Annotated in this window: 12 protein-coding genes; 8 read left to right on the forward strand and 4 right to left on the reverse strand. The window is 70.9% G+C overall.

Translation table 11 applies throughout. The features are described 5' to 3' along the window. A partial coding sequence (tnpA, locus tag IE226_RS40980) for an IS200/IS605 family transposase (RefSeq protein WP_190086615.1) occupies nucleotides 1-216 on the forward strand: 216 nt, incomplete at its 5' end. A 92-nt stretch (nucleotides 217-308) separates the two neighbouring features. Here tnpA and IE226_RS40985 read toward each other — a convergent pair. Then, nucleotides 309-1,412 (reverse strand): helix-turn-helix domain-containing protein, encoded by a 1,104-nt coding sequence (locus IE226_RS40985; protein WP_229871896.1) that lies wholly within the window; start codon nucleotides 1,410-1,412, stop codon nucleotides 309-311. Nucleotides 1,413-1,571: 159 nt separating this feature from the next. Here IE226_RS40985 and IE226_RS40990 point away from each other — a divergent pair, with 159 nt between their 5' ends. Beyond that, on the forward strand, nucleotides 1,572-3,011 hold the full coding sequence (locus IE226_RS40990; protein WP_190086616.1) for an FAD/NAD(P)-binding protein: 1,440 nt from the start codon (nucleotides 1,572-1,574) through the stop codon (nucleotides 3,009-3,011). A 57-nt stretch (nucleotides 3,012-3,068) separates the two neighbouring features. On the opposite strand, the gene IE226_RS40995 is transcribed toward IE226_RS40990, so the two are convergent. Then, a complete protein-coding gene (locus IE226_RS40995; protein ID WP_190086617.1) occupies nucleotides 3,069-3,569 on the reverse strand; it encodes a VOC family protein in 501 nt (166 codons plus the stop codon). 78 nt (nucleotides 3,570-3,647) lie between these two features. Here IE226_RS40995 and IE226_RS41000 point away from each other — a divergent pair, with 78 nt between their 5' ends. Further along, nucleotides 3,648-4,250 (forward strand): TetR/AcrR family transcriptional regulator, encoded by a 603-nt coding sequence (locus IE226_RS41000; RefSeq protein ID WP_229871897.1) that lies wholly within the window; start codon nucleotides 3,648-3,650, stop codon nucleotides 4,248-4,250. A 366-nt stretch (nucleotides 4,251-4,616) separates the two neighbouring features. On the opposite strand, the gene IE226_RS41005 is transcribed toward IE226_RS41000, so the two are convergent. Next, nucleotides 4,617-5,465: a LysR family transcriptional regulator gene (locus IE226_RS41005; RefSeq protein WP_190086618.1), complete on the reverse strand. Its 849-nt coding sequence runs from the start codon at nucleotides 5,463-5,465 to the stop codon at nucleotides 4,617-4,619. Nucleotides 5,466-5,615: 150 nt separating this feature from the next. Between IE226_RS41005 and IE226_RS41010 the strand changes: the two genes are divergently transcribed. Then, the gene (locus IE226_RS41010) at nucleotides 5,616-6,353 is read left to right on the forward strand and encodes an NADPH-dependent F420 reductase (protein ID WP_268251319.1); all 738 of its coding nucleotides are present in this window, start codon (nucleotides 5,616-5,618) and stop codon (nucleotides 6,351-6,353) included. 106 nt (nucleotides 6,354-6,459) lie between these two features. Here the strand turns inward: IE226_RS41010 and IE226_RS41015 are convergent, their stop codons facing one another. Beyond that, on the reverse strand, nucleotides 6,460-7,605 hold the full coding sequence (locus tag IE226_RS41015) for a LacI family DNA-binding transcriptional regulator (protein WP_190086620.1): 1,146 nt from the start codon (nucleotides 7,603-7,605) through the stop codon (nucleotides 6,460-6,462). A gap of 416 nt (nucleotides 7,606-8,021) precedes the next feature. Between IE226_RS41015 and IE226_RS41020 the strand changes: the two genes are divergently transcribed. From IE226_RS41020 to IE226_RS41035, 4 genes are all read left to right on the forward strand, one after another. Then, the gene (locus tag IE226_RS41020; RefSeq protein ID WP_229871905.1) at nucleotides 8,022-9,290 is read left to right on the forward strand and encodes an ABC transporter substrate-binding protein; all 1,269 of its coding nucleotides are present in this window, start codon (nucleotides 8,022-8,024) and stop codon (nucleotides 9,288-9,290) included. A gap of 88 nt (nucleotides 9,291-9,378) precedes the next feature. Continuing rightward, nucleotides 9,379-10,380, forward strand: a complete 1,002-nt coding sequence (locus IE226_RS41025; protein ID WP_190086622.1) for a carbohydrate ABC transporter permease — start codon at nucleotides 9,379-9,381, stop codon at nucleotides 10,378-10,380. A 15-nt stretch (nucleotides 10,381-10,395) separates the two neighbouring features. Continuing rightward, nucleotides 10,396-11,316 carry a carbohydrate ABC transporter permease gene (locus tag IE226_RS41030; RefSeq protein WP_190086623.1) on the forward strand — a complete coding sequence of 307 codons (921 nt, stop codon included), beginning with the start codon at nucleotides 10,396-10,398 and terminating at the stop codon, nucleotides 11,314-11,316. 62 nt (nucleotides 11,317-11,378) lie between these two features. Beyond that, nucleotides 11,379-12,776 carry a GH1 family beta-glucosidase gene (locus IE226_RS41035; RefSeq protein ID WP_190086624.1) on the forward strand — a complete coding sequence of 466 codons (1,398 nt, stop codon included), beginning with the start codon at nucleotides 11,379-11,381 and terminating at the stop codon, nucleotides 12,774-12,776. Nucleotides 12,777-12,947 lie beyond the last annotated feature (171 nt).

Genomic DNA, 12,947 nt, shown 5'->3' on the forward strand with positions numbered 1-12,947 from the left:
GTGAACTTCCCGCCCAAGGTGGCCGTCTCCAAGCTGGTCAACTCGCTGAAGGGCGTGTCCTCCTCCCGCAGGCTCCGCCAGGAGTTCCCCGACCTGGTCCGGCACTACTACCGGGCCAACAAGCTGTGGTCCGGCTCCTACTTCGCCGGGTCGGTGGGCGGAGCACCATTGAGCATCGTGAAGCAGTACATCGAGCAGCGAAATCGTCCGCTGTGACCTGCGGGTCAGAGCACTTCTCGAAATCGCTTCACCCCCGCCCTCAAGGACGGAGCACTGCGATTAGTTCTGGTAGCAGCACACAGCACCACTCATGCCGTTGGGCGTCGGCCTGCCTCCGCGACCGGCCAGTAGTGCTCGGTGAAGAGACGGGCCGTCAGCTCGCCGCGGGTGGTGACGCCGGCCTTCGTGAAGACGGCCTTCAGGTGATCGCGGACCGTGTGCGGGGAGATGAACAGCGTCGAGGCGATCTCGCCGGTCGTCGTGCCGCGGGCGACGAGCTGGGTGATCTGCAGCTCGCGCGACGTCAGGCCGTACGCGTCGGCGACCAGAACCCCGAGGTCGGCGGGGCCCGCGGGCTCGATGACCAGCGCCACCGGGCCCGGTCGGCCCCCGGCGGCGGTGAGGCAGGACGCGTGGCAGGTCAGCCAACGGCCCTCGGCGGTCCGGATGCGCACGCGGGCCGCGCCGTGGTCACGACCGCCGGCGACCGCCCGCGCCTGCAGCGCCGTGCCGATCACCCAGATGGGCAGCCGCAGGCCCAGCGGCGTGGGGAAGGACGGCCCCTGCGGAAGGAGGGAGAGCAGGTGACGCGCCTCGTCGTTGACGGACGTGGCCTCGCCCGACGCGTCGAACAGGACGAGGCCGGGTCCGGGCCTGCCTGCCCGGGGCTCCACCTCGCGGGGCCGCGCGAACGTGCGCAGCCGCTCGGCCAGCGGTCGTGACAGGCCGGCGAGCAGCGTGACCTCGTTCGGACGGAACGCCTCCGCGGTACGGAACAGGCTCACCAGACCCCATGGCCGGTCACCGATCCGCAGTACGGCCCGCAGTTCGTCGTGCACGCCCTGGCCGAGCAGCAGGCGCCGGAACCGGGAGCTGCGCGCGGGCAGATCACCGGTCGCCGCACGGAGCCCGGCCGCGGGCACCGGCGCGCGGGCCAGCTCGCGAAACGGCAGGACGTTCTCCTCCAGGAGCTCGCTCTGCCAGTACTCGGCGCAGCCCTCACCCGTGCCGAGGTTCTCTACCCGCATCGGCGCGGTGATCAGGCCGGTCTCCGGATCGGCCGCCGTCCACACGGCCGCGTCGAACGGCAGCTGCCGCCGAAGGCCGGCCGAGGCCCGGCCGAACAGCTCGTACGCGTCGGCGGCTCGTTCAGCGGCCGCCACCACTCCGTTGGTCATGACTCCATTGGTCATGTGCATCCCTCCGGCGCCAAGACTGCCTGCTCCCCGCGTGGCCCTCCATCCCTCATTCGAGGGGGTCTCGCCGGACGCCTGGCCCGCAGGCGGGGGATGGGGCCGAGCGTCGGGGGTCGGCGAAGGTCGAGGTCACCGGAGCCAGTGGAGAGGGAGAGCATGGACATCGCGATCATCGGAGGGGGCGCGGCAGCGGTCGGCCTGCTGGACGCGCTCGCCGCCGCGGAGGATTCCGGACCCGGCACGATCACGGTCTTCGAGCCGTCGCCGCGGCTGTGGCGTGGGCGCCCCTACGGGCCCGACCTGGATGCGGTGCTGGTGAACGCGCCGCCCGCCATCATGTCCATACGACACGGCGATCTCGGCCACTACGCGGCCTGGCTGGGCGAGCGCGGCGCCGCGCACCTCGACCCCCTTCTGGGCCAGCCCCTGGTGCCGCGTGCCCTCTACGGCGACTACCTGGCGTACACCGCCGAGAAGGCCACGGCGGCTCTGGAGGAGTCGGGCCTGCGGGTGCGGGTCGAGGCGGCTCGCGTCGCCGAGGCCACCCGCTCCGGCGGCCGGCTCACGCTGCGCACCGGTGACGGGCGGGCGTACGCGGCGACCCATCTGGCGCTGTGCGTCGGCAGCGGGGCGCCCCCGGACCCGTACGGCTTGACCGGGAGCCCGGGTTACACGGGCGACCCGTATCCGCTGGCCCGCACGCTCGACGGCGTGTGCGCCACCGACGACGTGGCGATCATCGGCAGCGGCCTGACCGCCGTGGACGTCGTCGTGTCGCTCGCCGCGCGCGGGCACACCGGGCGCATCGCGCTCCTCTCACGCAGCGGGCTCCTTCCCCACGTCTGGCAGCGTCCTGTCGACCGCCGACCGCGGCACCTCACCGCGGAACGGATCACGGCGCTGTACGAGCAACGGGCGGGCAGCCTCACGCTGGAGGACCTCGTCGGGCTGCTGCGAGCCGAGCTGGCCGATGCCAAGGAGGACTTCGGTGAGTTCGCGGCGGAGCTCATGGCCGCCGATGCCGAGGACCCGGCGCGGCGGCTGCGCCGTCAGCTCGCCGCCGTTGACGATCCGCGGATCGGCCGCCGGATGCTGCAGGAAGCGGCACACGCCGTCGGCCCGTACGCCTGGCGCCTGTTGCCCGACGCCGATCGGGCGCGCCTGCGGCAGCACTTCCGCCTCGCCGTCGGCGTGGCCTCGCCGATGGTCCCGGTGAACGCGGCGGTCCTCCTGCGGCTCCTGGAGTCGGGGCAGCTCGTCATCGCTCCCGGGGTCCGCGCGATCGAGCGGGTGAACGGGCGAGCGAACGGGCGGTTCCAGGTGCACGCCGTCCGCGGCGCGGGGCGCACCGCGGACGTGGTCGTCAACGCCGTGAACCCGGCGCCGCAGTCGGTGCCCGACGCGGCCCGGCACTTGGTGCAGTCCCTGGGCCGTGCCGGGCTGGCCACGCCGCACCCGGGCGGCGGACTGGTCCCCGCCGACCCGCGCCTGCACGTGGTCGGGGACCTCGCCGGCGGCGGCTCGTTCATCACCACGAGCATCCCCGGTGTCGCAGCCCAGGCCCGACGTGCGGCCCGGGCGCTCCGTGCCTCGTGATTCTGAGCCCGGTATCGCGCGTGCCGGTGAGGGGCTTCGAGCAGGAAGGCCCGGAGATCAGGCGTCGGAAGAATAATGGGCGGCGTACTCCTCGCTGGGCGGGACGACGGTGATGACGTCGATCAGTACTCCGTCGGGGGCGGCCACGATGAAGTGGCGCTGCCCGAACTCCTCCGTGCGCAGGGGCAGTATCTCGGCGAGACCTGCCTCCTCCACGAGCCGCCGGTGCTCGGCGTCCACGTCGTCGACCTCGAAGTTCAGCAGCAGACCGCCCTGGAGCGCGCCCCGGTGTCCCTCGGGGACGGTCGGGTGTGCGTGGTCCAGGAGGGCCAGTTCGTACTGCGGGGCGTCGGGCCGCCGCAGGCTGACGTACCAGTCCGCGTCGAAGGTCACTTCGAACCCGAAGTGGCGCGTGTAGAAGTCGCGGGAGGCCGCCACGTCCCGGGTGGCGAGTACCGGGTAGAAGCCGCCGAGTTTGGCCGTGGGCGGGGCCGTGGGTTCGCTCGCGAGGCCGGTCGTGGGGCCGGTGGTTGGTTCTGTGGTGGGTTCGGTCGTCATGGCGGAGGGTCCTCTCACTCACATTTCGCATACCCTAGGTATGTGAACCGGAGGGTTAGCATACCTCGGGTATGCGAAATGGAAAGGGCGGTGCGCGCGATGGCGCTCAACCGGGCGGAGCAGCGGGCGGCCACGCGGCAGGCGCTGCTGGCCGAAGGCCGACGGAGGTTCGCCGCCGACGGGTACCACCACGTCGTGCTGGCGGAGGTGGCCGAGGCCGTCGGGGTCACCAAGGGAGCCGCCTATCACCACTTCGACAGCAAGGCGGGCCTCTTCCGGGCCGTCGTCTGCGAGGTCCAGCGCGAACTGGGCGAGCGGGTCGCGTCCGAGGCGGACCGGCACGAGGACCTCTGGGAGCAACTCCGGGCCGGCTGCCGGGCCTTCCTGGCCGCGGGGACTGACCCGGCGGTGCGTCAGATCCTGCTGGTCGACGCCCCGACCGTACTGGGCTGGGACGAGTGGCGGGCGCTGGACGAGGAGTCGTCCGCCCGGCACCTCGCGGAGGCACTGACCTCGCTCGCGGCGGCCGGAATCATCGCGGAGCAGCCCGTGGAGCCCCTGGCCCGGCTGCTCTCGGGAGCGATGAACGAGGCGGCGCTGTGGATCGCGCGGGGCGGAGACGCGCAGTCCGTGGAGCAGGCGCTCGACCGGCTGCTGGCGGGGCTGCGTACTGCCCCCTGACCTCGCGCCTGCGGGACTTCGGCGCCCCCCCCGGGGGTTCTGGCCGCCGGGTCAGTTCCCCGGCACTGCCCGGCGGGCGGGTCTGTTCCGGCTCGAGTCACGAGTCTTGAGTACGGAGATCCTCCTGGGGAACATCTCTTGGACGAATTGCACCTCCGCTCGCAGCAGATGAGACATGCTCCCGGCGGCGGCCTGGTCCTTGGGTCCGACTGTGCCATGGATATGCGGGGCGAGGGCGTCGTCCTCCGGGCGGTCCGCCGCTGCAGGGCAACGCCGGCGGAGCGGAGGTCAGGCGCGCGCCCCGGGCCGGTCCCCGCCCGCCGGCGCGTGAGGTGGGAGCACTCGCCACTCGCCCGAGGCGGAAGTTCAATCCGCGAATGCGGCCACGTACGACGCCACGCAGGGCTTTGGCGTGTCCAGTGAGGTGACGACGTGGCCATCGACGCTCACCGGAGGGTCGAGCGGCAGTTGCAGCAACCGCTCGGAGCGGGACACGTCGAGCTGCTCGGCCGGCATCAGCGTCCAGCCCCCGGTGTCCCGGCCCACCTCGAACAGCACGTTGAGCATGTCCCCGGCAGGAGGCCGCAGCGGGGCCATGGGCAGGGCGGCGAGGATCGCGTCATGCATCGGCGGGTCACTGTCTGGGGCGGGAAGCCGCAGACCGTAGGGGTCGAGGTCGTGCAGGCTGATCGCGGGCTTGCGGGCGGCGGGGTGTTCACGCGCGAGCACCGCGTGCAGCGGCTCGGACCAGGCGCGCACCACCCTTACCGCAGCGGAGGTGAGCGCGCCCCGCACCAGCGCCAGGTCCAGCTCTCCGTCGCGGACTGCGTCGAGTCGCGCGGCCACCGGCAGGTCGACCAATCTCGGCTCGGCGGGGCGTTCGCTGTCGCTCAGGCGCCCCACCGCCCGCTCGAGCCGTCGGGTGGCGCAGGATGCCACCCCGATCCGCAGGACGGCCGCCGATTCTCCGGCAACCACCCGCACCCGGGCCGCCGCGGCGAGGGTGCGACGGGCCGCGGCCAGTACTCGTTCGCCGGCCGGGGTGAGCCGTACCCGGCGCGAGGTGCGGTCGAGCAGGCGCACGCCGAGCTCGCGTTCGAGCCGGGCGATCTGCTGGCTGACCGCCGGCTGCACTATCCCCAGCCGTTGCGCCGCGCGCCCGAAGTGCAGCTCCTCGGCCACGGCCACGAAGTACTGCAGCGCTCTCAGTTCCATCAGCCTGATCTATCACATGATGTGATTGCTGCCGGGCGTTTTTGGTCATTGTTCGCGCAGGTCACTCCCGCTGTGATGGGTACGAGCCCGCAGGGGCGGCGCTGCCCGCCGGATACCGCGACGCGGGGACACACGCGAACGGAGAACAGAGTGAGCACAACAACCCTCGGCGTCATCGGCACCGGCATGGTCGGACTCGGGGCCGCCCGCCGCGCCGTCGACGCCGGCCTGAACGTCGTCCTGAGCAACTCACGCGGCCCCGAAACGCTGGCCGGGCTCGTCTCGGAGCTCGGCCAGCGGGCCCGCGCGGCTACCCCGGCCGAAGCGGCAAGAGCCGGCGATCTGGTCATCGCGTCCGTGCCGCTGGCCGCCTACGAGCAGTTGCCCCGGACGGAGCTTGCCGGCAAGACCGTGATCGACCCGATGAACTACGCGCCGCACAGCGGATTCGCGATACCGGAACTCGACAGCGACGAGCTGACCTCCAGCCAGCTGGTGCAGCGCCACCTCGCAGATGCCCGGGTGGTGAAGGCGTTGCACAACATCGGCCCCAAGCAGTTGTCGGAGCTGTTCCGTCCGGCCGGAGCCCCCGGCCGCACCGCGCTGCCGCTTTCCGGCGACGACCCGGACGCCAGGAAGGAGGTGGCCGACCTGCTGGATGTCCTCGGCTTCGATGCGGTGGACCTGGGCACACTGGCCGACAGCTGGCGCAGCGAACCGAACACCCCTCTGTACGCCATCCCGTACGTGGGGCAGCCGCCGTCCGGCCTCACCACCATGGAATTCGTCGCCTGGGCCCAGCAGGCACCCGGCGTGCCCGCGCCCGCCGCCCGGATCAAGGAGCTCGCCGCCGCCGCGGTGCGAGGACCCGCGGGTTTCCGGATGTGACGGCGGGCGATCAGTACGCACTCGCAGTCGTTGGGCAGGGGCTGCCGAACTCATCGGCTCAACGGCTGCGACAATCTTGTACGAGCCGGGAACCGCGCCCTTCGGATCACGACGACTCCCGCACCACCAGCTCCGTGTCGAGCACGAGCCGGGTGCGGGGGAGGGCCGGGTTCTCGATCTCGCGCAGGAGGGTTCTTGCGATCGTGGCGCCGATCTCCTGCGTGGGCTGGCGGATCGTCGTGAGCGGCGGGTTGGTGTGACGGGCGAGGTAGGAGTCCTCGAAGCCGACGATCGAGACGTCCTGCGGCACGCGGCGCCCCCGGGCGCGCAGTTCGAGCAGGATGCCCGCGGCCATCAGGTCGGAGGCGGCGAACACGGCATCCAGGTCAGGGGCGCGTTCAAGTAGCGAACGCATCGCCGCGCGGGCTCCTTCCTCGGTGAAGTCCCCGACGGCGACCAGGTGGTCCCGGGCCGGTATGCCGGCCCGGGAGAGCGCTTCCTGACAGCCCTGCAGCCGGCTGCGGCCGACCTCCATGTCCTGGGGGCCCGCGACGGTGGCGATGCGGCGCCGGCCGCGGTCCAGGAGGTGGCGCACGGCGGCGGCGGCCCCGCCCCGGTTGTCGGCGCAGACGTAGCTGAGCGGGTCGTCCTCGCGGCGGCGGCCCGCGAGGACGGTCGGCAGGCCGGCGGATTCCAACAGGCCCGGCAGGGCGTCGTGTTCGTGCACCGAGACCAACAGGACGCCGTCGACGCGGCGTTCGGCGACGGACTGGGTGAGCTGGTCGCGTTCGGCCTGGTCGCGGACGAGCATCAGCTGGAGCTGGGTGCGTGTGTCGGCGAGCGCGGCGCTCACCCCGCGGATCACCGCCGAGAAGTAGGGCTCGGAGCCGAGCCGGCTCTCGGACTCGGGGATGACCAGGGCGACGGCGTTGGTACGGCGGGTGACCAGGCCGCGGGCCACCGAGTTGGGGACGTAGCCCAGTTCCGCGATGGCGCTGAGTACGGCCTCCCTGGCCTTCTCGCTGACCAGCTCCGAGCCGTTCACCACACGGGAGACGGTGGTGCGTCCGACGCCGGCCCGGGCCGCCACGGTCTTGATCGTCGGCCGGGCTCCGTGCGCCCTGCCCTCTTCGTGCTCGGGACGGGGCGTCTGTGGCCGGCTGTCGCTTTGCGCCTCTCGGCTCCCCTTGCGTTGGTCCCGGCTTCCGCTGCGCTCCCGGCCCGGCGCCTCTTGTGTGGTCTCGCGGCTCATCGTCCCGGATCCTCCCGTTCGCCTCCACGGCTGCCTGTCGGGTGCTTGACCCTCCCGGCCTGCGCATTCTGCCAGTTGCCGCCCTGACTCTGCCCGCTGAGCGGCGCCTTCCGGAAGTGTTCACCGGTAACGCCGCGGAAACGAGCTGAATTCGACTTCTTGACACGGGAGTTGTCGGGGCGCCAGTCTTCCTCCAACCAGTGGGCACGTTCCCACCAACTCTTCGGCAGATCCGCCAGAGGTCGCGAATCATGTGTGACGGCCTCCGTAAAGTCCGCTCTGAGCTGGGAACTTGGGCATGTCTGCCGCGGGCCGCCGCATGCCGGGCCGTCCCGCGCCACGGGTGCGTCGACGCCGTCTCAGGGAGGACGTTCATGCTCAAGGTCGAGCGGAAACTGCGTACAAGAGTGACAGCCATGCTGGCCTGTACGGCGGCGGGAGCCCTGCTCGCGGGCTGCGGCGGAGGGGGCGGGAGCGCCACCGGCGGTGGCGTCAAGGACGGCAAGGTCACCATCACCATGGGTCTGTACGGCGTGATGGGCTTCAAGGAGACCGGCCTGATCGAGAAGTACGAGAAGGAGCACCCGAACGTCATCGTCAAGGTCGAGGCGGCCGGCGACGAGCAGACCTACTACACCGCCCTGCAGACCCATCTCGCCAGCGGCTCCGGTCTCAAGGACATCCAGGGCATCGAGGTGGCGCGCGCCAAGGAGATAACCGAGACGCAGGCCGACAAGTTCACCGACTTCGAGGGCACCAAGGGCACCGGGCACTTCCAGCCGTGGAAGCAGGCCCAGATCACCACCAAGGACGGCAAGGTTCTCGGCCTGGGCACCGACACCGGCCCGATGGCGGTCTGCTATCGCAAGGACCTGTTCGAGCAGGCCGGGCTGCCCACCGACCGCGAGCAGGTCGGCAAGCTGTGGGCGGGGGACTGGGCCAAGTACGTCAAGACGGGCGAGAAGTTCGCCAAGGGCAACAAGGACAAGAAGGTCTCGTATCTGGACTCGGCGTCCGGTCTGTTCAACGCCATGGTCTACGGCAACTCGGAGCAGTACTACGACAAGTCCGGCGAGCTGATCTACAAGACCAACCCGGCGATCAAAGAGGCCTGGGACCTTTCGTCCGAGGCCGCCCGCAAGAAGCTGACCGCCAAGTTGCCGCAGTTCCAGCCCGGTTGGGACCCGGGGCTCGCCAACGGCACCTTCGCCACCACGGTCTGCCCGGCCTGGATGCTCGCGCACATCAGCGACAAGGCCGGGGACGCCAACAAGGGCAAGTGGGACGTCGCCAAGGCCCCCAAGGGCGCCAACTGGGGCGGATCCTTCCTCGGGGTCACCGACAAGAGCCCGGTGAAGGACGAGGCCAAGAAGCTCGTGGCGTGGCTGACCGCCCCCGAGCAGCAGGCCTACCTCTTCGAGGAGCTGGGCAACTTCCCGTCTTCCAAGACCGCACTGGAGGACCCGAAGGTGAAGAACGCCACGTCGGAGTACTTCTCCGGCGCGCCGACCGGCCAGATCTTCGGAGCGGCCGCCAACGAGGTGCCCGCCGAGCAGGTGCTCGGCCGCAAGGACGGCACCATCAAGGACGCCTTCTCGCAGGGCCTGCAGCTGGTCGAGAACGGCACGGCTCCGGCCAAGGCGTGGAAGACCACCGACGAGCGCGTCAAGAAGGCCGTCGGCTGACGCGTACGGCACCGCGCGGGTGCGGCCGGATCTTCGCCGGCCGCACCCGCCGCCCCGCTCACCCCGCCCGCCCCACGGAAGGACCCCGGTGGCCACCTCCACTCAGCTCGGCTCGTCCGCCGAGCCACCCCCGACACACGGCTCGCCCGTGCGTCCGGACGGTCCTGGCAAGGCCCGTTCGAAGGTTCCGCTGATGCACCGCCTCGACGTGAAGGGTGCGCCGTACGCGTTCATCGCCCCCTTCTTCGTCATCTTCGCCGCGTTCAGCTTCTATCCGCTGATCTACACCGCCTGGATCTCCCTCCACCAGGTCGAGCTGTCCACCTTCGACGTCATGCACTGGCAGGGCCTGGACAACTACACGGCACTGGTCGCCGACGAGCGGTTTTGGAACGCGCTGCGCAACACCATCACCATCGGCGTGATCTCCACCGTCCCGCAGCTGCTCATGGCCCTGGGCCTGGCCCATCTGCTCAACTACCGGATGCGTGCCTCGACCTTCTTCCGGGTCGCCGCCATCACCCCGTACGCCACCTCGGTCGGCGCCGCCGCGCTCGTGTTCACGATGCTTTTCCAGCGCGACTTCGGCATGATCAACTGGGGTCTGGGTCTGGTGGGCGTCGATCCGATCGACTGGGAGAACTCCACCGGGGCGTCCCAGACCGCCATCTCCGCGATCGTCATCTGGCGCTGGACCGGCTACAACGCCCTGCTGTATCTGGCCGCCATGCAGGCCGTGCCGCTGGAGCGCTACGAGGCCGCCGCCATCGACGGGGCCAACCGCTGGCAGCAGTTCCGCACCGTCACGGTCCCCGGCATCAAGGCGACGATCGTCTTCACCATCGTCCTGTCGACGATCGGTGCCACCCAGCTCTTCGGCGAACCACTGATCTTCGGCCAGGGCCCCAACGGCGTCACCGGTGGCATCGACAACCAGTACCAGACCCTTGGCCTGCTGCTCTACGAGGAGGGCTGGAAGAACTACCAGATGGGCCGCGCGGCCACCGTGGCCTGGGCGATGTTCCTGCTGCTCGTCCTCGTCTTCGTCCTGCAGCGCGTCATCTCGCGCCTGCGCAACCGCACGCACTGACCGGGGAGTCACGCCATGACCACCGACACCGCTCCGGTCCGAACCGGCGCCGCGGGCCGCAGCGCCGCCGAGCAACCTGTCCCTGCCCGCCGCAGGCGCCTGAGGCAGGGCGCGGGCAAGCAGCACCACGCGGGACCTCTTGCCTACGTCCTGCTCGGATTCACCGCCCTGGTCTCGCTTTTCCCGCTGTACTGGACGCTGGTCGCGGCCTCCACCGACAGCAGCCGGATCTCGCAGACCCCGCCGCCGTTCCTGCCGGGACCCAACCTCTTCAGCAACCTCTCCCGGGCCTGGACCGAGGCCGCCATGGGCAAGGCGATGATGAACTCGCTGATCGTGGCCGGCGTCATCTCGCTGTCCACCGTGCTTTTTGCGACCCTGGCCGGATTCGCCTTCGCCAAGCTCCGCTTCAAGGGCCGCAACGCCCTCCTCATGGTCGTCATCGGCACCATGATGGTGCCCCCGCAGCTGGGCGTGGTTCCGCTGTTCATGATGATGAGCGACCTGGGCTGGGGCCAGCAGTTGCCGTCGGTCATCTTCCCGACGCTGGTCAGCGCGGTCGGCGTGTTCTTCATGCGCCAGTACTTCGCCGAGTCGCTGCCCGACGAGCTCGTCGAGGCGGGCCGGGTCGACGGCGCGCACTCGCTGCGCATCTTCTGGTCCATCGTGCTCCCGATCGCCCGCGCCCCCATGGCCGTGATCTTCATGATCACGTTCGTCCACGCCTGGAACGACTTCTTCTGGCCGTTCATCGCCCTGGACATGACCAACCCGACCGTGCCCGTGGCGCTCACGCAACTGAGCGCCGGTTACGTCCGCGACCAGTCCCTGATCATGGCGGGCGCGCTGCTCGGCACCCTGCCGCTCCTTGCGATGTTCGTGGTCTTCGGTCGGCAGATCGTCGGCGGCATCATGCAGGGCGCCGTCAAGGGCTGATCCGCTGCACCGCCCCGCAACTCCCCTTCCACCATTGCCTGTTCTTCCCGGAGGAGCCCTCTATGTCACCCGCGCTCACGTTCCCCGACCGCTTCCTGTGGGGCACGGCGACCGCCTCGTACCAAATCGAGGGAGCCGCCCGGGAGGACGGCCGTACCCCGTCCATCTGGGACACCTACGCGCGCACCCCCGGCAAGGTCCTCAACGGCGACACCGGCGACATCGCCTGCGACCACTACCACCGCTGGGCCGAGGACGTCGACATCATGGCCGGCCTGGGCGTCAAGGCGTACCGCTTCTCGCTCGCCTGGCCCCGCATCCAGCCCACCGGCCGCGGCCCGGCTCTGCAGCGAGGCCTCGACTTCTACCGGCGCCTGGCCGACGCGCTGCGCGAGAAGGGCATCAAGCCGGTCGCCACGCTCTACCACTGGGACCTGCCGCAGGAGCTGGAAGACCTGGGCGGCTGGCCCGCCCGCGAGACCGCCGAACGCTTCGCCCAGTACGCGCAACTGGCCGCCGAGGGCCTGCGTGACCACATCGACACCTGGACCACCCTCAACGAGCCCTGGTGCAGCGCCTTCCTCGGCTACGGATCGGGCGTCCACGCCCCGGGCCGCACCGAGCCGGTGGCCGCCCTGCGCGCCGCCCACCACCTCAACCTGGGCCACGGTCTGGCCGTACAGGCGCTGCGCTCGCAACTGCGCCCGACCGCCGAGGTCTCGGTGACGCTCAACGTGCACCATGTGCGGGCGCTGACCGGCACGGCCGAGGACACGGACGCCGCCAGGCGCATCGACGCGCTGGCCAACCGGGTCTTCACCGGCCCGATGCTGCGCGGCGAGTACCCCGAGGACCTGCTGAAGGACACCGCGCCGCTGACCGACTGGTCCTTCGTCGAGGACGGCGACCTGGAACGGATCCACCAGCCGCTGGACTTCCTGGGCGTCAACTACTACTCGCCGACCCTGGTCTCCGAGGGCGACCCGGCGCACGGCAACGACGGCCACGGCGCCAGCACGCACAGTCCCTGGGTGGGCGCGGACCGCGTCGCCTTCCACCCCACGCCCGGCGACAAGACGGCCATGGGCTGGACGATCGACGCCTCGGGCCTCGAAGAACTGCTGCTCCGCCTGAGCGGCGACCACCCCGGCCTGCCCATGGTGATCACCGAGAACGGCGCCGCGTTCCATGACTACGCGGACCCCGAGGGCAACGTCAACGACCCGCAACGCATCGCCTACGTCCGCGACCACCTGGCCGCCGTGCACCGGGCCATGTCCGCCGGCGCGGACATCCGCGGCTACTTCCTGTGGTCACTGCTGGACAACTTCGAGTGGGGCTACGGCTACAGCAAGCGTTTCGGCATGGTCCACGTCGACTACCCGACCGGCACCCGTACCCCCAAGGCCAGCGCCCACTGGTATGCGAAGGTGGCCGCGACGGGGACACTGCCGGGGTGAGCGCTCTGCGGGCTCTCTACGCGACCACGTACCACGGCGGCGTCATGCGACTCATGCGGGGCGCCGCCGGCGAGGGCCGGGGCGGGCCTCCGGCCGGGCCCCGGTCATGGCGCCGTCCGTAGGCCCGACCGGGCGTCAGTTGCGAGGGACACAGGGGGGGCGAGGCCCGCG

It is taken from the genome of Streptomyces longisporoflavus, assembly GCF_014649775.1.
Lineage (GTDB): Bacteria > Actinomycetota > Actinomycetes > Streptomycetales > Streptomycetaceae > Streptomyces > Streptomyces longisporoflavus.